Raw genomic sequence first — 20,519 nt, forward strand, 5'->3', positions numbered from 1 at the left:
CCGACGAGCGGTCGCCGCCCACGGACGATGCGTCCGCCGACGGCGTCAGGCTCCCCGGGAACGTCGGACAGCCGCAACCGCTGCGGGGCGAAGGGCCGCTCGGCACAGTTGTGCAGCGGCGCTTGGCCTCGCGCGTCCTGGGCCGCGCTTGGCCCTGGGCGTCCTGGGCCGTACCTGCCCGGAAGCCGAGCCGTCGTGTCCTCGGCGCAGCCGCCCCGGGCCGGCAACGACACCCGTCCGCCCGGAACCGCGCGCAGGCGGGGTGTGCCCTCAGCAGTGAGCGAGTGGCGCCCCGGGAGCCCGGGAGCCCGGGAACCCGGGAGCCCGGAAGGCCCGGGAGCCAACGGCCCAACCGCACTCGCCGGCCTCCGGCCGAGCCCGTCAGGAAACGGTCTACCGCAGCGCCGGGTGGTCCGCCACGACCGTGCAGGAGCCCGGGGCGATCTCCGTGAAGCCCGCGTCGCGGACGACGGGGAGGCCGCTGCGGGTGAGCCGCGCCCACTGGTCCGGCTCCGCCGTGCGCACGGCCAGCGGGAAGCCGGCCGCCCGCCAGGACTCCCGCTCGGCCCCGGACAGCTCCCACCACGCGAGCTGCGCGCCGTGGCCCGCCTGCGCCATCGCCTTGCCGGCCGACATCTCCAGCTCCGGGCTCAGCCACAGCACCGGGGCCTCCGGGTCGGGCGCGGCCGGCGGCTCCGGGTCGTCCAGCTCCGTACCGGAGACCTGGAGCTTGGCCAGGTCCTTGGGCCAGCCGTCCAGCGGCACCGGCGGGAAGACCCGCACCTCGGCGGAGCCGCCGTCCACCGTGATGCCCGGCAGGGCCCCGGCCCGGCGCCATTCCGCGCCCCGCGCCCGCCGCACGACCTTGCGTATCCGGGCGTCCTGCCAGTCCCGTACGGCCGCGGCCCACTCGCCCTCACCCCGCGCGCGCTCGTCCGAGAGGAGCACCAGGACCGCCCGCGCGGCCGTCTCCAGCGCGTCCGTGCGCGCCGGCGGCGCGGTCTTCTCCAGCCGGACGACCAGCGGCAGCACGAACTGCGGCGCCGCGTCGCGGTCGGCCTCCGCGCGCGGAGCGGCGGACGCCGCCGCGCTGTCCGCCGCGGCCGCGGTGTCCGGGCCGTCCGGGGCGTCGGTGCTGCTCAGGCTGGTCTCAGTGGTCTCGGTGTCACTCACGAATTCAGTCTGCCAGCCCCCACTGACATTCCCCGCGCGGGAGCCCGCCCGGCTCTTGCGCGGCAGCCCGTCGGCTCTTGCGCGGCAGCCCGTCGGCTCTTGCGCGGGAGCCTGCTCGGCCCCCGAGAGGGGGCCGCCCGGACCTCGCGAGGGAGCCCGTCCGGGCCCGGCGGGCCGCGCGACGCGTACCGACGGCACCGCCCACCCGTATGTGCTTGGCGGAGCCAATCGTTCCGGGTGATCATCCTCGGCATGCAGAGCGAACTCTTCTCGTCCGAGAACTTGGTCACGCAGGCCACCGCCCCCGGCATGTCGCTGCAGAACGCCAAGTCGATCAAGTACGTGGTGGACGGCGAGTGCTACGCGCGCCAGGGCTCCATGGTGGCCTTCCGCGGCAACCTCCAGTTCGAGAAGCAGGGCCAGGGAGTGGGCAACTTCCTCAAGCGCGCGGTCACCGGCGAGGGGCTCGCGCTGATGGCCGTGCGCGGTCAGGGCGAGGTGTGGTTCGCGCACGAGGCGCAGAACTGCTTCATCGTGGACCTCGCCCCCGGCGACAGCCTCACCGTCAACGGCCGGAACGTGCTGTGCTTCGACCCCACCCTCTCCTACGAGATAAAGGTCGTGAAGGGCGCCGGCATGACCGGCGGCGGGCTCTTCAACTCCCTCTTCACCGGCCACGGCAAACTCGGTGTGATCTGCGAGGGCAACCCCATCGTCATCCCGGTGAGCCCGCAGCTGCCGGTCTTCGTCGACACCGACGCGGTGGTCGGCTGGAGCGCCGCCCTGAAGACCTCCCTGCACCGCTCGCAGAGCCTCGGTTCGATGATCCGCGGCGGTTCGGGCGAGGCCGTTCAGCTGCGCCTGGACGGCGAGGGCTTCGTGATCGTGCGCCCGAGCGAGGCCAAGCCCGAGCAGGCGTCGAAGGGCTGAGACACCGGACCGGGCAGCCACTCGGTCGGGCAGGGAAGGGCTGAGCCTTCCGGCCGGGCCACGATGAGACGGGCAACTGGGCCGGCACGGAGGCGGGGGACCACAGGGGGACCGCATGAAGCTGCACAAGGTGGGGCGGCGCTACGGGCTGCGCGGCCCCTGGGTGCTGCGCGACGTCGACCTCGAAGTGCCGCGCGCCGCTCTGCTGCGCTTCGAGGGCGCGAACGGCAGCGGCAAGTCCACGCTGCTGCGCCTGCTCGCGGGGATCGACGCGCCGAGCACCGGCCGCGTCACGGGGCGCCCACGCACCGCGTACGTACCGGAGCGCTTCCCCGCTGCGCTGCCCTTCACCGCCCTCGGATACCTCAGCCACCTCGGGCGCGTCCACGGGCTGCGCGGTGCCGAGCCGGCCCGCCGCGCCACGGAGTGGCTGGAGCGCTTCGGGGCGGCGGGCCACGCCCGTACGCCGCTCGCCGAGCTCTCCAAGGGCACCAGCCAGAAGGTCGCCGTCGCCCAGGCGCTGCTCGCCGAGCCCGAACTGCTCGTGCTGGACGAGGCGTGGACCGGCCTGGACCGTACGGCGCGTGGCACGCTCGACCGCGCTGTGGCCGAACGCGTCGCTGCGGGCGGCACCGTCGTGTTCGTCGACCACGATCCCGCCCGTCTGGCCGGCGCCGCTGACGCCTGTTACCGGGTCGTGGACACGGGCCTGCGCCGCCAGGAGGCAGCCGCGTACGCCTCGGACGCCGCCCCCGGTCCGCGCGTCACCGTGGTGGCGCAGGGCCCGCCCGGCGCCGACCCGCCGCCGGGCCTTCCGGGGGCGCCGCGCACCGCGCCCGGCCCGGACGGCACGACCCGGCTCACCGTGCCCGCCACGCACTCCGACACGCTGCTGCACGCGCTCCTCACGGCCCGGCCGCCCTGGCACATCCACGCCGTCGCCCCTGAGGAAGCCCGTCCCACCGAGGGAGCCCGTTCCCCTGAGGGAGCCCGCCCCACTGAAGGAGCCCGATTCCCTGTCCCCGAGGGAGCCCAGTTCCCTGAGCAAGCCCCTTCCGACCGCACCGCACGGAGGCCGGACATCCCGTGACACCGCTGCTCCGCTACTACGTGGCGCTGCTCATCGGCTCGCACCGCTGGCTGCCGCCCACCCTCGTGTACGCCGCGTTCGTGGCGATCGGCATCCGGGCGGGCGACCCGGTGCTCGACGGGCTCGGGTACGCCGCGGCCCCGCTGCTGCCCGTGGCCGCCTGGCTGGTGCGGGCCGGGGTGACCGCCGAGCCGCCCGCGGCGCGGGCCTGCACGGCGGCGGCCGCCGGGCCCGGCCGCGCGCACCTGGCGGCCGTCCTGGCCGCCACGCTGGCCGCGACGGTGCTCGGGGTGCTCGGCACGGCCTTCACCGCGCTGGTCTCCGACCCGCGCAGCGCCGATCACCGCATCGCGGTACCGCTGGGGCCAGCGGTCCTCGCCGGGGCGCTCACGGCCCTCTGCTGCGTCCTGCTGGGCACGGCCGTCGGGGCGCTGGCCAACCGGCCGGTGTTGCACAGCCCGGGGTGGGCGATCCCCACGGGCGCGCTGGCCGCCCTGATGCTCCTCGTCGCCGCGGGCTCGCCCGCGAACGCCGCGGTCAGCGGCCTGGTCACCGGTTCGTCGCACGGCACGGTGACCGTTCCCTGGCTTCCGCTGGGCGCCGCCGCCCTGATCGCGGTGGCCGCCGTCGGCGCGGCGTGCGTGCTCAGCTCCCGGCGCACCTGAGTTCCCGGCGCACCTGAGCCCGGCCGGCAGCCGCACACGGGCGTGCGACCCTACAGGGCTTCAGAAGGGCACAGGCTGCAGACCGGCACGGGCTTCAGGCCGTGCCCAGGCTTTAGGCTCGGGACCATGTCGTCCGCCAGTCAGCGCCCCGCCCACGAAGACGCACCGCCCGCGCCCTCCGAGGAGGGCACGCGCGCTGCCTCCGGGGAGGAGACGCCCGCCGCCTCCCCGGAGGAGCCGTTCGCCGAGTGCGTCCTGTGCCGTGCGCCCACCGAGTACCCGGAGTCCACGCCCGGCATCGTCCTGTGCCCGCCGTGCGAGTGGCTGGAGGCCCAGCGCACCGCCTGCTCGGGCTGAGCCGCCCGCCCGGGCCGGTGGAGCGGACGGTGCGCCGGCCGTGCCGGACGCACCGCCGCTGCCGGCGTCAGACCGTCAGAACGGACCGGTCACCGCGAACGTCGTCCCCGGCGTGTAGCAGTTCACGTACATCGTGCGCCCGTCCGGCGCGAAGGTGACGCCGGCGAACTCGCCCCACTCCGGCTTCTCCGGCGTCCCGATGTTCTGCCGGCCGCGCGCCATCGGGTACACCGCGCCCTTCCGCGTCACACCGAAGACGTGCTGCGCGCCGTCGCCGTCCTCGCAGACCATCAGGCCCCCGCTGGGCGCCAGGCAGATGTTGTCCGGGGACTCGCCGGGCAGCTGCAGGTCCGTGTCCGGCCCGAAGACGACGACCAGTGTCAGCCGCCGCGCCTTCGGGTCGTACTTCCACACCTGCCCGTAGTGGTCGGCGGCCGAGCCCTCGTCCCGGTGCGCGAAGCTGGACACGAAGTACACGCAGGAGCCGCCCCAGTAGCAGCCCTCCAGCTTCTGGGCGTGCGTGATGCCCTTGGGCCCGAAGTCCTGGAAGCGGATGGCGGTCTGCTTCGCCAGCGGGTCGGGGACATCCACCCATTCGATGCGGTCGAACGTCGCGCCCGTCTCCTGAATGGCGGAGAGGTCCTTCACCCCCGGTACGCGCATCGCCTGCAGCCGGCCGCCCGCACGCAGCGAACCGATGCCGCCCATCGGCTTGTTCGGGTGGAAGCGGTAGAAGAGCCCGAACGGCTTCTCGAAGGCGTCCTCGGTCTCGTAGACCGTGCCGTCCCGCGGGTCGATGGCGATCGCCTCGTGCTGGAAGCGGCCCATGTCCGTGAGCGGCACGGCACCGGTGCGGCGCGGGTCGTACGGATCGACCTCGAAGATGAAGCCGTGGTCCTTGGTGTAGCCCTCCTCGCCCGCCTTGAACTCGGTCTCCTCGCACGTCAGCCAGGTGTTCCACGGAGTGGGACCGCCCGCGCAGTTGGTGGAGGTGCCGGCGATGGCGACCCGTTCGGAGACCACCCCGTTGTGCGCGTCGACCTCGATGGCCGTGCAGCCGCCCTCGCCCATGGGGTCGTAGGTGATGCCGGACACGGTGGGCACGGGGGAGCGGGACTTCTTGCGGTTCTCGTGGTTGCGCACGAGGTGGGTGTGGCCCCGGCGGCCCCTGAAGGCGGCCATGCCGTCGCAGTTGCTCGGTACCTTGCCCTCTCCGGAGCGCAGCGGGTCGCCCTCCCGGGACAGGACCTTGTAGCGGAAGCCCTTCGGGAGGTCGAGCAGACCGTCCGGGTCGGGCACCAGCGGTCCGTAACCGCTCCTGCCCATGGCCTGGGCGGCGGTGCCGGCGAAGATCTCCGAGACGGCGCCGGAGAAGACGATCCCCGCTCCCACCGCGCCGGTTCTGGCGAGGATCTGACGTCGTGTTGCGGACATGAGGCAACTCCCTGCTGGCGGACAGGTGATGACCGCACGTGTGTACCACGTCACAGGGGGGCCGGGAAATACGCGCGTAGAGGGTGCCGTGGGAGGCAGTGGCGGGCTGCTGGGCGCCCCGGCGGGGCGCCGGGGCGCTACTTCTCCGTCAGCTGCTTCGCGTCCCGCGCCAGGGCCGTCAGGCGGGATATCGCGCGGAAGTACTTCTTGCGGTAGCCGCCCTTGAGCATGTCCTCGCTGAACAGCTCGTCGAACGGCTTGCCGGACGCCAGCACCGGCACCTCGCGGTCGTAGAGCCGGTCGGCCAGCACTACGAGGCGCAGCGCCGTGGACTGGTCCGGGACCGCCTGGACGTCCGTGAGGCACACCGCCCGGATCCCGTCGCACATCGCGCCGTACCGGCTGGGGTGCACCTTCGACAGGTGGTCGAGCAGCGCGGGGAAGTCGTCGAGCGAGGCGCCCGGCGTGGCGTAGGCGACCCGGGTCACGGTCTCGTCGTCGAACGGCGCGGGCGCCTCGGGCAGGCCGCGGTGGCGGTAGTCCTCGCCGTCGATGCGCAGCGGCCGGAAGTGCGCGCTCAGGCCCTGGATCTCGCGCAGGAAGTCGGCGGCCGCGAAGCGGCCCTCGCCGAGCTTCCCCGGAAGCGTGTTCGAGGTGGCGGCGAGCGCCACGCCGTGCTCGACCAGCTTGGCCAGCAGGGAGGAGACCAGGACCGTGTCACCGGGGTCGTCGAGTTCGAACTCGTCGATGCAGAGCAGGCGGTGGCCGCTGAGGGTGCGGACCGTCTCCTGGAAGCCGAGCGCGCCGACCAGGTTGGTCAGCTCCACGAAGGTGCCGAAGGCCTTGAGTTCCGGGGCGGCCGGCGTCGCGTGCCACAGGGAGGCCAGCAGGTGGGTCTTGCCGACGCCGTAGCCGCCGTCCAGGTAGACGCCGCGCGGCCCCTTGGGGGCCTCGGGCTTCTTCGAGAACCAGCGCCGCTTGCCCCCCGAAGGGCTCGCGGCACCCCCGATGCCCGCCGCGAAGGAGCTGAGCACCTGTACCGCCTCGGCGTGGCTGGGCTGCGCCGGGTCCGGGATGTACGTCTCGAAGCGCGCGCTCTGGAAGCGCGGCGGCGGCACCATCTCCGCGACCAGCCGGTCGGCGGGGACATGCGGGGCGCGCGCGGTGAGGGCGGCCGGAGCCGCGTCGTCCGAGGGACCGGCGGACCGGCCGGCTATCGGAGCGGGCTGCGAGGGCGACGAGGGGTTCGAAGGTGACACAGCGCTCCAGGGTAGTCGCTGCGCGGCAGGCGACGGGCCGCTGAGCGAGACATGTCACACGGCCGCCGCCGTGCCACACTGCGGCGTATGCGACGTCTGTTCCCTTTCCCCGCCCAGCCCGCGCCGTCCGAAACCGCTTCCCCCGAAGGAGTCGTCGACGCGGTGATGTCTTCGCCGCCGAACGGGTACCGGGAGTGGATGGAAAATCGGGAGTGGACGCTGGACGAGCTGGCGGACGCCTATGCGTACCCGGAGCCCGCGGACGCGGCGCCGGAGGGCGCGGGGGCGGCGGCACACGGGTGGCTGCGCGCCAACATGGTGTCCTCCGTGGACGGCGCCGCGCACCACGACGGCCGTTCGCAGCCCCTCTCCAGCGACGCCGACATGCGCATCTTCGGGGTGCTGCGGGGCCTGGCCGACGCGGTCGTGGCCGGCGCCGAGACGGTGCGCAAGGAGGGGTACCGGCCGGCCAGGGCGCGCGAGGCGTTCGCCGCCCGCCGCGCGGCGGCAGGGCAGGCGCCCGCCCCGGCGATCGCGGTGGTGACGGCCAGCATGGACCTGGACTTCTCGCTGCCGCTCTTCACCGAGCCCCTGGTGCCCACGGTGCTGCTCACCGGCGCCGCCGCCGACGAGAACCGGGTACGCGAGGCCCGCGCGGCCGGTGCGGAGGTGGTCTTCGTCGGGGAGGGCGCCGCTGTGGACCCCGCGCGGGTGCCCGGCGCGCTCGCGGACCGGGGACTGACCCGGCTGCTCACGGAGGGCGGGCCCCGGCTGCTCGGCCAGTTCGCCGCGGCGGGCGCGCTCGACGAGCTCTGCCTGTCGCTGGCGCCGATGGTGACGGCGGGCGACGCGCCGCGGATCATGAACGCGCCCGGCCTGACGGACCCGGACCGCTTCCGGCTGGTGTCCGTACTCGAGGAGGACGGGTTCCTGTTCACCCGCTACCGACGGCCATGAACCGTTTCATCGGATCTCCCCGGCGTTCAGCGGAATAACCCGTTCCGCTTAGCTTCCGTTGGGCACACTAAAGGACAAAGACCCCGTCCCTGACGGGGAAGGATGGTTTCTGTCGGACCGCTCCCCGGGGGCGGTCCATGCAGCGGAGAAGAAGGGCACGCGTCGTGTTCACGAGCGTTTTGATGATCGAGAAGCCTCTGACGCCCGCGGACGTGGAGTTCGTCACCACGCTGCACGGCGACGACGAGGTCTCCTTCGTCGTCCTCATGCAGCCGCGCGGCGAGCAGGACGTCTTGCTGCGGGCCATCGACGACGTCGCCCTCGGCGAGTTCGACGAGGCGGTGCGGGAGGGCGACGAGCCCGAAGGGGAGCGGGCCGAGCCGCCCGCGGAGCGCGCCCTGTCGCACACCTTGCAGCAACTGCGGAACGCGGGCGCTGAGGCCATCGGACAGGTGGTCGAAGACCACCCCCTGGAGCTGCTCCGGTCGGTCGTCGACGAGACGGGGGCCGACGAGGTGATCGTGCTGACCGCGCCGCACTTCGTGGAGGAGTTCTTCCACCGCGACTGGGCCTCCCGCGCCCGCCACAAGGTCGGCGTGCCCGTACTGAAGCTGTTCTCGCACGCGCCCGGCGAGCCTGCGGAGGAGCAGGACGAGACGGCCGGGAGCTGACCGCACGCTCGCTCCACGGCCTCTCAGGCGCCCGCCGGCGCCCGCGTACCGACCCGCCCGTCCCGGACCTCCACGACGGCGTCCACGGCGCCCAGGTGTGCCCTGTCGTGGGTGACGAGCACGGTCGCCGTGCCGCGCCGGCGGGTGAGCGCGGTCAGCAGCTCCAGCACGGCCGCGCCGCGCTCCTGGTCCAGCGCGCTGGTCGGCTCGTCGACCAGGAGGACGGCCGGGTCGTTCATCAGGGCCCGCGCGATGTTGACCCGCTGCCGCTGGCCGCCCGAGAGCTGGTGCGGCCGGTGGTCCGCCCGGTCCGCCAGCCCCACGGCGGCCAGCAGCTCCCGCGCCCGCGGGGCCGCCGCACGGGGCGACCGCCCGGCCAGGTGGGCCATCGCCTGCAGCTGCTCGGCCGCGGTCAGCGAGGGCAGCAGGTTGGGCTGCTGGAAGACCATGCCGACCTTGTCGCGGCGGAGCGCGGTCAGCCGCGCGCGGCTCATCCCGGTGGTGGCCACGCCGTCGATCGTGACGGTGCCGCGGTCCGGGGTGATCAGGGTGGCGGCCACCGCCAGCAGGCTGGACTTTCCGGACCCCGAGGGGCCGAGCACGGCGGTCACCGAGCCGGCGGGCACGTGCAGGGACACCGCGTCCAGCGCGGTCAGCCGGGCGTCGCCGTCGGGGTAGGTGAGGGTGACGTCGGTCAGGTCGAGGCTCATCGGGCGCTCCACGGGGTCTTGGGGGCGGTCGGGGCGGTACGGGGGCGGCGGGGGCCGTGGGACGTCACCGGGCGCTCCCCAGGGCCGTCAGTGGGTCGACGGCGGTGACGCGGCGGACGGCCAGCGCGGCCCCCACCGCGCCGAGCGCGATCATGACCAGCGCGGGCACCAGGACGGTGGCCGGCTCCAGCACGAAGGGCACGGTGCCGCCGACCGCGGCGCCCACCCCGGCAGCGAGCGCGGTGCCCAGGCCGGTACCGAGGACCAGCAGGACGACGGCCTGGCCGAGGGCGTCCCGCAGCAGGTAACGGGTCGAGGCGCCGAGCGCCTTCAGTACGGCCACGTCGCCGCTCCGCTGGATGGTCCACACGGTGAAGAACGCGCCGATCACCAGCGCCGAGATGGCGAAGAGGAAGCCGCGCATCAATTGCAGCGACCCGTTCTCGGCGGTGTAGGAGCCGATGGCCCGTACGGCGTCGGCGGACGCCACCGTCCGGGTGCCGAGCTTCCTGTCGGCGGCCGCGAGCGCGGTGGGCCCGGCGTCGCCGGCGGACAGCGCGAGGACCGTCGAGCCGCCGTCGTCCTTCGTGGCGGCCGGGCCGCCGGTCATCCGCTGCCAGTCCGCCAGCGCGGTCCACACGACGGGCGTGTGGCTGTACATCGCCCCGCCCGACACGGCGGCGGCCCGCAGCCGCTGCCCGGCGAGCGTGAACCGGTCACCGGCCCGTACGCCCAGCTCCTCGGCGGCCCGCTCGGAGAGCACGGCCGTACCGGGCGCGATCCGCGCGGCCTCGGGGGCCAGCCGGGAGCCGGGGCGCACCCCGAAGGCCGACAGTGCCGCGTTCCGCGTGCCCGACTCGCCCTTCGTGGTGGCGATGCCCAGCGGCTCGGCCCGGGCCACTCCCGGTACCGCGGCCCAGCTCCCGGCCGTCTTCGTGCTGATGTGCGAGTCGGTGAACGACACGTCGTCGTCCCCGGCGGGCGCGGAGAACACCAGGTGGTCGGCGGGGAGCGAGGTGACCGCCGAGGTGTTCTCGCGGCCCAGCCCCGCCGTCAGCCCGGACAGCAGCCCCACCAGCACGGTGATCAGCACGATGACGGTCCCCATCAGGGCGAACCTGCCCTTGGCGAACCTCAGGTCTCTCCAGGCGACGAACACGGCCTCGGACGTCCTTTGCGCACGGTGCCGGGCCCGGTGCCCGGCGGCTGCCCCCAATCTCGCTGCGGAGGCGCGCCCCGGGCATCGCGCCCGGGACGGCTTCGCCGGGATCGAAAGGACACCGGCTCGGTCAACCTTTCGGTTGATGCCGGAGTGCCGGGCGCCGCCTAGCCTTGAGGAGCGCCCCGGCCGGCCTCCGGGAGCAGCCCCGCCGCCCGTGCCCGTACGCGGCCCGCAACGGGGCAGCGCACACCGGTACGCGCACGCGCAGCCCCGTACGCGTGCGCGACGATTCGGAATGAGCACCTGAACGCGTCGTGAACCCCCACTCCCTGACCCCCGTCCTCCGTGTGCTGCGCCTCTGCCTGCATCTGATGGTCGCCGCGCTGCTGGCGCTCGCCGCCGGGCGTGCGGTCGCCGACCACGCGCCCGACGGGCCGGCCGTCATCGGTGCCGCGGGCGTGCTCGCCCTCGTGTACGCGCTCGGTCCCGTCCTCCCGAAGGTATCCGCGGCGCCCGCTGCCGCCGCCCTCTGGCTCGTCGCCGTGCTGGCCGTATGGGCGACGCTGGTCCTGCTCACCCCGGACGGCGTCTGGCTCGCCTTCCCGCTCTTCTTCGTGCAGCTCCACCTGCTGCCCCTGAGGTGGGCGCTGCCGGTCGTCGCGGTCACCACCGCCGTGGCCGTCGGGGGCTTCGGGTGGCACGCCGGCACGCTCACCATCGGGACGGTGCTCGGGCCGGCCCTCGGGGCGGCGGTCGCGGTCGCCGTCGTCCTCGGGTACCAGGCGCTGTACCGGGAGAGCGAGCAGCGGCGCCGCCTCATCGAGGAGCTGACCGTGGCCCGCAGCGACCTGGCAGCGGCCGAACGCACCGCCGGGGTGCTGGCCGAGCGCGAGCGGCTCGCCCGCGAGATCCACGACACCCTCGCCCAGGGCCTCTCCAGCATCCAGCTGCTGCTGCGCGCCGCGGAGCGCGCCCTGCCCGGCCGCCCCGAGAGCGCGCTCGGCCACGTACGGCACGCGCGGGAGGCTGCCGTCGACAACCTCGCCGAGGCCCGCCGCTTCGTACGCGCCCTCAGCCCGCCCGGTCTGGAGCACGGTTCACTGCCCGCCGCGCTGGAACGGCTGTGCGAGACGACGGCGCGCACCACCGGCCTCGCCGTGCACTGCCACGTGTCCGGCACGCCCGCAGCGCTGCCCACCCCGCACGAGGTGGCCCTGCTGCGCATCGCCCAGTCCGCGCTGGCCAACACGGTGCGGCACGCCGCGGCACACCGGGCCGAGCTGACCCTCAGCTACATGGACACCGAGGTCGCGCTGGACGTGGTCGACGACGGCACCGGGTTCCGGCCCTCCGAGGTCCCCGCCCCGGGTGCCGACACCGGGGGAGGGGGCTTCGGGCTCGCCGCGATGCGCGCCAGGGCACGCGCCCTGCACGGCACCTTCGTGGTCGAATCGGCGCCGGGGGAGGGCACCGCCGTCGCGGTCACGCTGCCCGTCGCCGACCCGTCCCCGCCGGCCCCGCCACCGGCTGGCACCGGCACCGCACCGACCGGCACCGGCTCCGCCCCGTCCGACACCGGCACAGCCCAGATCGCCTCGTCCGATCCGCCCGACCCGTCCGAACAGGCCCGCACATGACCGACGCCCCGCACTCCGGCGACCCCGTCGCGCACACCGGCGCCCCTGCCCCGGACACCGGCAGCCCCGCCCCGGCCGCCCCCGGAGGCGGCCGCATCCGCCTCCTGCTCGCCGACGACCACCCCGTCGTACGCGCCGGGCTGCGGGCCGTACTGGAGACCGAACCGGACTTCGAGGTGGTGGCCGACGTCGCCACCGCTGAGGAGTCCGTTGCGCTCGCCGCCCGGCTCGGCGTCGACGTGGTCCTGATGGACCTCCAGTTCGGCGGCGAGATGCGCGGCCCGCGGGCCACCGCCGAGATCACCGCACGGGACGGCGCGCCCCGCGTCCTGGTCCTCACCACGTACGACACGGACGCCGACATCCTGGCCGCCATCGAGGCCGGCGCCACCGGCTACCTCCTGAAGGACGCGCCGCCCGAGGAACTGGCGGCCGCGGTGCGCACCGCGGCCGCAGGGAAGTCGGCCCTCGCGCCGGCCGTCGCGCTGCGCCTGATGGACCGCATGCGCGCACCCGCCGCCGCCCTTTCGCGCCGCGAGACCGAGGTGCTCCGGCTGGTCGCCGACGGCCTGTCCAACGCGCAGATCAGCAAGCAGCTCTTCCTCAGCCAGGCGACCGTGAAGTCCCACCTGGTGCACATCTACACCAAGCTCGGCGTCGACTCCCGTACGTCCGCGGTCGCGGCGGCCACGGCACAGGGGCTGATCCGGCGCTGACCCCGCTGCGTGGCGGAGGCCGGGCGGCCGTGACCGGGATTGTCGGTGCGGGGTGCGAGAATCGGGTCCGACCGACAAGCCGACCGGCGCCCGCCGGCCGGCCGTACCGACCAGGGAGACGTCACGATGGCACCCGGCATCCCCGCCGCGATGGACCGACCGCACTTCATCGGCATCGGCGGCGCCGGCATGTCCGGCATCGCGAAGATCCTGGCCCAGCGCGGCGCCGCCGTGGCCGGCAGCGATGCCAAGGAATCGGCGACCGTCCTGGCCCTGCGCGAGGCCGGCGCCACGGTCCACATCGGCCACGCCGCCGAGCACCTGGCCGCCGACGCCACCAGCGTCGTCGTCTCCTCCGCCATCCGCGCCGACAACCCCGAGCTGGCCGCGGCCGCCGAGCGCGGCATCCCGGTCGTGCACCGCTCGGACGCCCTCGCCGCCCTCATGGACGGCGCGCGCCCCATCGCCGTCGCCGGCACGCACGGCAAGACGACCACCACGTCCATGCTGGCCGTCGCCCTGACCACCCTCGGCCTGGACCCCTCGTACGCCATCGGCGGCGACCTCGACGCGCCCGGTTCGAACGCCCGGCACGGCAACGGCGAGATCTTCGTGGCCGAGGCCGACGAGTCGGACCGCAGCTTCCACAAGTACGCCCCCGAGGTCGCCATCGTCCTCAACGTGGAGCTGGACCACCACGCCAACTACGCCTCGATGGACGAGATCTACGAGTCCTTCGAGACCTTCGTGGGCCGGGTCCGGCCGGGCGGCACCCTCGTGGTCTCCGCCGACCACCCCGGAGCCCGCGAGCTGACCGCCCGCGTCCGCGACCGCGACGGCCTCACGGTCGTCACCTACGGCGAGGCGGACGACGCGGACCTGCGCGTCCTGGACATCACCCCGCGCGGCCTGGCCAGCGAGGTCACCGCCGTGCTGCCCACCGGCGAGCGCCTGGCCTTCACGGTCTCCGTCCCCGGCCGCCACTACGCGCTGAACGCCGTCGCGGCCCTCGCCGCCGGCGTCGCCCTCGGCGTGCCGGCCGCCGAGCTGGCCACGGCGCTCGGTTCGTACACCGGCGTCAAGCGCCGCCTCCAGCTCAAGGGCGAGGCCAAGGGCGTGCAGGTCATCGACTCCTACGCGCACCACCCCACCGAGATGACCGCCGACCTGGAGGCCATCCGGGGCGCGGCGGCCGGCTCCCGCGTCCTCGTCGTCTTCCAGCCGCACCTCTTCTCCCGCACCCAGGAGCTGGGCCGGGAGATGGGCCAGGCGCTGGCGCTGGCCGACGCCTCCGTGGTGCTGGACATCTACCCGGCCCGCGAGGACCCGATCCCGGGCGTGACCAGCGACCTGATCGTCAAGGCCGCCGAGGCGGCCGGCGCGACGGTGACCGCCGAGCACGACAAGGCCGCGATCCCCGACGTCATCGCAGGAATGGCGGGCCCTGGTGACCTTGTTCTGACCATGGGCGCGGGCGACGTGACGGAGCTGGGACCGGAGATCCTGGCCCGCCTCGACGCCTGACGCGCGGCCCCACCGGACACCACAGGGCCGGACACCCACCGCCCGAAGGAGCGAGACCATGGCCTACGAGATCGACAAGCCCGACGAGCAGTGGCGCGCCGAGCTGAGCCCCGCCGAGTACCACGTCCTGCGCGAGGCCGGCACGGAGCCCGCCTTCGTCGGCGAGTACACCGACACCAAGACGCCCGGCGTCTACTCCTGCCGGGCCTGCGGCGCCGAACTGTTCCGCTCGGACACGAAGTTCGCCAGCCACTGCGGCTGGCCGTCCTTCTACGACCCGAAGGACTCCGACGCCGTCGAGCTCGTGGAGGACCGTTCCCACGGCATGGTCCGCACCGAGGTGCGCTGCGCCCGCTGCGGCTCCCACCTCGGCCACGTCTTCGAGGGCGAGGGCTACCCCACCCCCACCGACCAGCGGTACTGCATCAACTCCATCTCCTTGCGGCTGACTCCGGAAGAGGGCTGACGGTCACCGGGAGGCCCGCACGGCCTTCCGGTGACGCAACGGCGCGTGGCGCCCGCGCGCCTTCAACGGCGGGCGCCCCGCCGGAAATTCGGTGGCGGACCGCCGTCGGGCGCGCCGATGATGGCCGCATGAGCGGAGCGCGCAGAAGAGCCGACATGTTCGTGGCGTCCGAGGACGACCCGCGGGAGAACGGGCCGCGTCTGGGGGACGAGCGGGCCACGCTCGTGGAGTATCTGCGCTGCCAGCGCCTCACGCTGGAGATGAAGTGCGCCGGGCTGGACGCCGAGGCGCTGGCCCGGCGTGCGGTGGAGCCGTCCACGATGTCGTTGCTGGGGCTGGTGCGGCACATGGCCGATGTGGAGCGCGGCTGGTTCCGGCGGTGCATGGCCGGGCAGGACGCGCCCCCGCTCTTCCGTACCGAGGCCGAGCCCGACGGCGACTTCGACGGGGCGGTGGCCGACCCGGCGGTGGTCGACGGTGCGTGGGCGGCCTGGCGGGCCGAGACGGAGTTCGCCGAGCGCTTCGTGGCCGAGGCGCCCGATCTCGGCATCGTGGGGCAGGGGAGCGATGGGCCGATCTCGCTGCGCGAGGTGCTGGTCCACATGGTGGAGGAGTACGCCCGGCACAACGGGCACGCGGATCTGCTGCGTGAGCGCATCGACGGCCGCCTGGGGCAGTAGCGCACCACGCAGGGGCCTCGCCGCCCGCGCCCGCGCAGTGCGGCCGTCAGGGCCCGCCTCAGTCCACCCGCGGCGTCAGCACCTTCCCCAGGTCGTACCGCACCGGCTCCTCCAGCTGCGCGTACGTGCAGCTCTCCGGTGTGCGGTCCGGGCGCCAGCGGCGGAACTGCGCCGTGTGCCGGAAGCGCTGCCCGTTCTCCATGTGGTCGTACGCCACCTCCAGGACCCGCTCCGGGCGCAGCGGCAGCCAGGACAGGTCCTTCTTGCCGCTCCAGCGGCTGGGCGCGCCGGGCATCCGCGCCGACTCGTGTGCCTCCTCGTTCGCCCAGTCGGCCCAGGGGTGGCCCGCCGCCGACTCCATGCGCAGCGGCTCCAGCTCCGCCACCAGCTCCGCACGCCGCTTCATGGAGAACGCCGCGCACACCCCTACGTGCTGCAGTGCGCCGGTCGCGTCGTACAAGCCCAGCAGCAGCGAGCCGACCACGGGTCCGCTCTTGTGGTAGCGGAAGCCGGCCAGCACGCAGTCCGCCGTCCGCTCGTGCTTGATCTTGACCATGACCCGCTCGTTCTGCCGGTACGGCATGTCCAGCGGCTTGGCGATCACGCCGTCCAGCCCCGCGCCCTCGTACTGCGTGAACCACTCGGCGGCGACGTCGCGGTCCGTGGTGGCCGGCGCGAGGTGCACCGGGGCCTCGGCGCCGCGCAGCGCTTCAGTGAGCCGCGCCCGCCGCTCCTTCTGGGGCGCGCGCAGCAGCGCTTCGTCGTCCAGCGCCAGCAGGTCGAACGCCACGAAGCCGGCCGGGGTCCGCTCGGCGAGCAGGTCCACCCGGGACTTGGCGGGGTGGATGCGCTCGGTGAGCGCGTCGAAGTCCAGCCGGTCGCCGCGGGCGATCACGATCTCGCCGTCGAGGACGCAGCGCCGGGGCACGTTGGCGCGCACCGCCTCGACCAGCTCGGGGAAGTAGCGGGTGAGCGACTTGCCCGTACGGCTGCCCAGCTCGACCTCGTCGCCGTCCCGGAAGACGATGGCCCGGAAGCCGTCCCATTTGGCCTCGTACTGCATGCCGGGCGGGATCTTGGCGGCCGGCTTGGCCAGCATCGGCTTCACGGGGGGCAGCACCGGGAGATCCATATCCCGATTGTGCGGGTATGCCCCGTACGTCGCCCGACGAGCGCGTCCGCCCGTCCGCGCTTACCGTGGCGGCCATGGGCGGTACAGGCGGTGCCGGAGCGGCGGGAGGCACCAAGGGAGCGAGCGGCGCCAAGGGTGCCGGAGGTGCCAAGGACGCAGGCGGTGCCAAGGACACAGGTGGCGCCAAAGGCACGGGCAGCGGCAAGGCCGCCGCGGTGGAGATCGCGGCCGGCGGCCGTACCGTGCGCGTGTCGCACCCGGACAAGGTCTACTTCCCGGAGCGCGGCTTCACCAAGCTGGACGTGGTGGGGTACTACCTGGCGGTCGGCGACGGCATCGTCCGCGCGTTGCACGACCGGCCGACGACGCTGGAGCGGTACCCGGACGGCGTCACCGGCGAATCGTTCTTCCAGAAGCGCGCCCCGAAGAACAAGCCCGACTGGCTCCCCACGGCCCACATCACCTTCCCCAGCGGCCGGTCCGCCGACGAGATCTGCCCCACCGAGCTCGCGGCCGTGATCTGGGCGGCGAACCTGGGCTGCCTCACCTTCCACCCGTGGCCGGTCCGCCGCGGCCGTCCCGACCACCCCGACGAGCTGCGCATCGACCTCGACCCGCAGCCGGGCACCGACTACGGGGACGCCGTACGGGCCGCACACGAGCTGCACGCGCTCCTGGACGAGCTGGGCCTGCGCGGCTGGCCGAAGACCTCCGGAGGCCGGGGCCTGCACGTCTACGTGCCGATCGAGCCGCGCTGGACCTTCACCGAAGTGCGCCGCGCCGCCATCGCCATCGGCCGCGAACTGTCCCGCCGGATGCCGGACGAGGTGACCACGGCCTGGTGGAAGGAGGAGCGCGGCACGCGGGTCTTCGTCGACTACAACCAGATGGCGCGGGACCGCACCATCGCCTCCGCGTACTCCGTACGGCCCCGGCCGCGTGCCACGGTGTCCGCGCCGCTGCGCTGGGACGAGCTGGACGACGCCGAGCCGTTCGACTTCGACCTGGCCACGATGCCGGCCCGGTACGCGGAACGGGGCGACGTGCACGCCGACATGGCCGACCACGCCTTCGGACTGGAACGCGTCTTCGAACTCGCCGAGCGTGACGCCGAACTCGGTGACCTGCCCTACCCGCCGGACCACCCGAAGATGCCGGGCGAGCCCTCCCGCGTCCAGCCGAGCCGCGCCCGCCACTGAGGCGCGGCGTCGGGCTCCCCGGAAGCGGCCGTTCGGCCCGCCCTCGTGCGGCGCCTCCCGCGCACTCCAGTGGCGCGCGCCTCGCGTCACCCTCGTGTCAGGCGCCCCGCTCCGCCCTGATGAGCAGCGCCCGCGCTTCCTTCGTGTACGGATGGGCGTCCCCGTAGGCGGCGGCGCAGGCCCGGACGCTCCGCCGGGCGGCGGACCGCGCCGTGTCCCAGTCGGCCTGCTCGGCGTGCAGCTCGCTGATGCCGCGGTCCAGCGCCCGGTTCAGGCGCCCCAGCAGCCGGCCGGCGGTGCCGCTTCGGTCCCTCACGGCCCGCGTACCGGCGTCGGCGCCGTGGAAGTGCGCCGCGGCCTCCGTCAGAAGCCGGGCGTGTACGAGCTCCACCAGTGCGGCTTCCCGGGGGTGTTCCCGGCCGAGCCGTTCCCGGCCGCCCGCGGCGTACACGTCGGAGGCCAGCGACATGGCGAAGTCCCACCGGCCGCTCAGGCCCGCGGCGAGCGCGCGGTGCATCTGGGCCGTCGCCCAGTCGGGATGGTGCGTGCCGCGGGTGCGCCACAGGAGGCCGACGGCGATCCGCAGGACGTACTCCGACTCGGCGTGCTCGCCGGCCGCCAACAGGGCGCGCCCCAGTGCGTACTGAATGCCGGCGATGTGGCGGAGCGTCTCGGTCTGCGCCACGGACAGGTCGTTCCGGAACGGCCCGTGCACGTCCTGGAAGAGGGACTGCACGATCCGCGGGCCCTGCCGGCCGGCCAGGGAGAGGCCCTGCGCCTGCGCGTCCGCCTCGGCGGCGCGCAGCGCCTCGCGCAGCACGGCGGCCGCACGGGCGGACTCACCCGCGGCCAGCAGCTCTTCGCCGCGGGCCAGCCGTTCAGCGGACGTGGGCGCGGGCGTGTGGCCCGGTGGCGGTCCGTGCACGTGGAACGTCCGGTGGTCCTCGGTGATGTACTGATCCCGGCCCGCCTGATAGGCGCGGCCCTCGCCGTGCGCCTCGGCCCGGAAGGACTCGTCGCTCACGGAACATCCCTCCCCCTCGTCCCGCGGGGAGGCTACCCCCGTAGCGCCGCGCCCGCCCCACTACGGGCCCGCCGGGCCCGCACCGCTACGGGCCCGGCGGTGTCATACCCGGCCCCCGCGCCGGATGCGGGTCGCCAGCCACAGGTCGAAGCGGTCGTCCGCGTCGTCGAGCCGCCGGCCGGTCAGGGCCATGGCCTTGTCGAGGCGGTTGCGGACGGTGTGCCGGTGGACGCCGAGGCGGCGGCTGGTGGTCTCCCAGGAGCCGCCGGACTCCAGCCAGGCGGCCAGGGTCGCGATCAGCTCCTCGCCGTTGTCGGCGAGGTCCAGGGGGCTGAGGACGGCGTCCGCGTAGCCGAGGAGGGTGCGCCGGTCGCCGAGCTCCAGGAGCAGCCGGCTGGCCTGGCTCTCCCGGGCCTCGACCGGCTCGCCCGCGGCCCGGCTCAGGCCCAGCAGCCCGGTGGCCTGCCGCAGGGACGTCCGGACGGCCTCCGGGGGCGTCAGCGGGCCCAGACCGGCCGGGCAGCCCGGCGCGAAGCGGCCGAGCACGTCCCGTACGTCCAGCTCCTCGCCGACCACGGCCTCCACGAGACCGGCCTCGCCGGCCCGCACGAGCCCGCCCGGTACGGCGAGTGCGAGGTCGGCGGCCGCCTCCTGGGCGGTCTCCCGTGGCGCTTCGAACACCACGCCCCGTACGCGCTCGGCGGCCAGCCCCACGGAGGCGAGGATGTCCCGCGCCCTTCCCGCGGCGCGCTCCTGCCCGCCCTCGGGCTCGGCGAGCAGCTCGGCCAGGAGTGCGGAGCGGCGGCGCCGTTCCGGCTCGTCCATGAGGTGGCGGCGCTCCAGCTCCAGGGAGAGCAGCGAGACCAGGCCGGGCACGACGGCGCGGGCCGCGGCGTCCGGGCCGCCGCTGAGGAGGAGCAGGCCGCGCAGCCTGCGGGCGCCCAGCGGCTGCACCTCCAGTTGCAGCCCGCCGGCCGTACTGGCGGCGCTGCCGCGCAGCCCCCGGGAGGCGACCCGGTCGATGAGGTCGCGGGCGTCGTCCAGTACGGGCTCGGCGTCCGGCCCGCCCGAGGCGAGCAGCCGGCCGAGGGGGTCCAGGACCGCGGCGCCGACCCCGGTGGCGGCCGCCCACTCCTCCAGCATCGGGCGCAGCCCGTTGTCCGTGGCCGCCGCCGTCAGCCGCCGCTGGGTCGCGAAGGCCCGCTGGAGTACCTGCCGCTCCTCGTGCGCCCGCGCCTCGAAGACCGCCTTGGTGACGGCGATGAACGGCACCTCGTCCGGGACGGTGAGCAGCGGCAGCCCGGCCTCCTGTGCGGCGTCCACGAGGGGCTGTGGCGCCGCCTGGTACGGCAGTCCGTGCCCCAGGCCGAGCGCGAGGGCCGCGGCGCCGCCCGCCGCCACGTCGGCGACGTACGCGCGGCAGGCCGCCGGCTCCATCGGCAGCAGCAGCCCGATGGTCATCAGCAGCTCGCCGCCCTGCAGCCACTTACCGGGATGCAGCAGGTCGGAGACGGTGGCGGCCTCGATGGTGCGGTCCAGCAGGCCGGGCGCGGGGTCGCCGGTGACCGAGAGGTTCAGGTCCGGCCGGGCCAGGAGGTCGGTGAGGTACAGCGGCATAGACATAGTGTCCACCACATATCTATCGGATGGACGATCGGGCGATCGAAGCCGCTCCGAACGGACCCGTAGGTTCACACCACCGCGCTCAGCAACGGCCGCACCACCCCCGCGGG

The 20,519-nt window shown here is 74.6% G+C and carries 20 protein-coding genes; 12 read left to right on the top strand and 8 right to left on the bottom strand.

Going from position 1 to position 20,519, the window contains the following annotated elements; genetic code table 11:
• Positions 1-393: 393 nt before the first annotated feature.
• Positions 394-1,143 carry a peptidyl-tRNA hydrolase gene (locus tag C3486_RS22165; RefSeq protein ID WP_103834520.1) on the bottom strand — a complete coding sequence of 250 codons (750 nt, stop codon included), beginning with the start codon at positions 1,141-1,143 and terminating at the stop codon, positions 394-396.
• Positions 1,144-1,425: 282 nt separating this feature from the next.
• Here C3486_RS22165 and C3486_RS22170 point away from each other — a divergent pair, with 282 nt between their 5' ends.
• The 4 genes from C3486_RS22170 (at position 1,426) to C3486_RS22185 (ending at position 4,215) form a co-directional block, all read left to right on the top strand.
• A complete protein-coding gene (locus tag C3486_RS22170) occupies positions 1,426-2,103 on the top strand; it encodes an AIM24 family protein (RefSeq protein WP_103834521.1) in 678 nt (225 codons plus the stop codon).
• 115 nt (positions 2,104-2,218) lie between these two features.
• Complete coding sequence (locus tag C3486_RS22175) at positions 2,219-3,193, top strand: ATP-binding cassette domain-containing protein (RefSeq protein ID WP_258052932.1); 975 nt, start codon at positions 2,219-2,221, stop codon at positions 3,191-3,193.
• Positions 3,190-3,858: an ABC transporter gene (locus C3486_RS22180; protein ID WP_103834494.1), complete on the top strand. Its 669-nt coding sequence runs from the start codon at positions 3,190-3,192 to the stop codon at positions 3,856-3,858. Before C3486_RS22175 ends, C3486_RS22180 begins: the two co-directional genes overlap by 4 nt.
• Before the next feature lie 126 nt (positions 3,859-3,984).
• Complete coding sequence (locus C3486_RS22185; RefSeq protein WP_103834495.1) at positions 3,985-4,215, top strand: hypothetical protein; 231 nt, start codon at positions 3,985-3,987, stop codon at positions 4,213-4,215.
• Positions 4,216-4,290: 75 nt separating this feature from the next.
• Here C3486_RS22185 and C3486_RS22190 read toward each other — a convergent pair whose 3' ends face one another.
• Together C3486_RS22190 and zapE are read right to left on the bottom strand one after the other, a co-directional pair.
• Complete coding sequence (locus C3486_RS22190; protein ID WP_103834496.1) at positions 4,291-5,649, bottom strand: alkaline phosphatase PhoX; 1,359 nt, start codon at positions 5,647-5,649, stop codon at positions 4,291-4,293.
• 137 nt (positions 5,650-5,786) lie between these two features.
• Positions 5,787-6,908: a cell division protein ZapE gene (zapE, locus tag C3486_RS22195; RefSeq protein WP_103834497.1), complete on the bottom strand. Its 1,122-nt coding sequence runs from the start codon at positions 6,906-6,908 to the stop codon at positions 5,787-5,789.
• Positions 6,909-7,073: 165 nt separating this feature from the next.
• Here zapE and C3486_RS22200 point away from each other — a divergent pair, with 165 nt between their 5' ends.
• Positions 7,074-7,865: a pyrimidine reductase family protein gene (locus C3486_RS22200; RefSeq protein WP_258052933.1), complete on the top strand. Its 792-nt coding sequence runs from the start codon at positions 7,074-7,076 to the stop codon at positions 7,863-7,865.
• 182 nt (positions 7,866-8,047) lie between these two features.
• Positions 8,048-8,536, top strand: coding sequence for an indole-3-glycerol phosphate synthase (locus C3486_RS22205; RefSeq protein WP_103834498.1), 489 nt, complete (start codon positions 8,048-8,050; stop codon positions 8,534-8,536).
• A gap of 23 nt (positions 8,537-8,559) precedes the next feature.
• Here C3486_RS22205 and C3486_RS22210 read toward each other — a convergent pair whose 3' ends face one another.
• Both C3486_RS22210 and C3486_RS22215 read right to left on the bottom strand, forming a co-directional pair.
• A complete protein-coding gene (locus C3486_RS22210; protein WP_103834499.1) occupies positions 8,560-9,246 on the bottom strand; it encodes an ABC transporter ATP-binding protein in 687 nt (228 codons plus the stop codon).
• A gap of 64 nt (positions 9,247-9,310) precedes the next feature.
• Positions 9,311-10,405: an ABC transporter permease gene (locus C3486_RS22215; protein ID WP_103834500.1), complete on the bottom strand. Its 1,095-nt coding sequence runs from the start codon at positions 10,403-10,405 to the stop codon at positions 9,311-9,313.
• A 317-nt stretch (positions 10,406-10,722) separates the two neighbouring features.
• Here C3486_RS22215 and C3486_RS22220 point away from each other — a divergent pair, with 317 nt between their 5' ends.
• The 5 genes from C3486_RS22220 to C3486_RS22240 all read left to right on the top strand — a co-directional run bounded on the left by C3486_RS22220 (position 10,723) and on the right by C3486_RS22240 (position 15,431).
• A complete protein-coding gene (locus C3486_RS22220; protein WP_374936906.1) occupies positions 10,723-12,045 on the top strand; it encodes a sensor histidine kinase in 1,323 nt (440 codons plus the stop codon).
• Positions 12,042-12,761 (top strand): response regulator transcription factor, encoded by a 720-nt coding sequence (locus C3486_RS22225; protein ID WP_103834501.1) that lies wholly within the window; start codon positions 12,042-12,044, stop codon positions 12,759-12,761. The genes C3486_RS22220 and C3486_RS22225 overlap by 4 nt, the downstream gene beginning before the upstream one ends.
• Before the next feature lie 126 nt (positions 12,762-12,887).
• A complete protein-coding gene (gene murC, locus C3486_RS22230) occupies positions 12,888-14,285 on the top strand; it encodes a UDP-N-acetylmuramate--L-alanine ligase (RefSeq protein WP_103834502.1) in 1,398 nt (465 codons plus the stop codon).
• Positions 14,286-14,343: 58 nt separating this feature from the next.
• Positions 14,344-14,751, top strand: a complete 408-nt coding sequence (msrB, locus tag C3486_RS22235) for a peptide-methionine (R)-S-oxide reductase MsrB (RefSeq protein WP_103834503.1) — start codon at positions 14,344-14,346, stop codon at positions 14,749-14,751.
• A 128-nt stretch (positions 14,752-14,879) separates the two neighbouring features.
• A complete protein-coding gene (locus C3486_RS22240) occupies positions 14,880-15,431 on the top strand; it encodes a DinB family protein (RefSeq protein WP_258052934.1) in 552 nt (183 codons plus the stop codon).
• 58 nt (positions 15,432-15,489) lie between these two features.
• Here C3486_RS22240 and C3486_RS22245 read toward each other — a convergent pair whose 3' ends face one another.
• A complete protein-coding gene (locus C3486_RS22245; RefSeq protein WP_103834505.1) occupies positions 15,490-16,563 on the bottom strand; it encodes an ATP-dependent DNA ligase in 1,074 nt (357 codons plus the stop codon).
• Positions 16,564-16,637: 74 nt separating this feature from the next.
• Between C3486_RS22245 and ligD the strand changes: the two genes are divergently transcribed.
• Positions 16,638-17,762, top strand: a complete 1,125-nt coding sequence (ligD, locus tag C3486_RS22250; RefSeq protein WP_103834525.1) for a non-homologous end-joining DNA ligase — start codon at positions 16,638-16,640, stop codon at positions 17,760-17,762.
• A gap of 97 nt (positions 17,763-17,859) precedes the next feature.
• On the opposite strand, the gene C3486_RS22255 is transcribed toward ligD, so the two are convergent.
• Positions 17,860-18,786 carry a hypothetical protein gene (locus tag C3486_RS22255; protein ID WP_103834506.1) on the bottom strand — a complete coding sequence of 309 codons (927 nt, stop codon included), beginning with the start codon at positions 18,784-18,786 and terminating at the stop codon, positions 17,860-17,862.
• A gap of 102 nt (positions 18,787-18,888) precedes the next feature.
• Complete coding sequence (locus C3486_RS22260) at positions 18,889-20,403, bottom strand: PucR family transcriptional regulator (RefSeq protein WP_103834507.1); 1,515 nt, start codon at positions 20,401-20,403, stop codon at positions 18,889-18,891.
• Positions 20,404-20,519 lie beyond the last annotated feature (116 nt).

Origin of the sequence: Streptomyces sp. Ru73, from assembly GCF_002920575.1 — a bacterium.
In the GTDB taxonomy this organism is placed as follows: domain Bacteria; phylum Actinomycetota; class Actinomycetes; order Streptomycetales; family Streptomycetaceae; genus Streptomyces.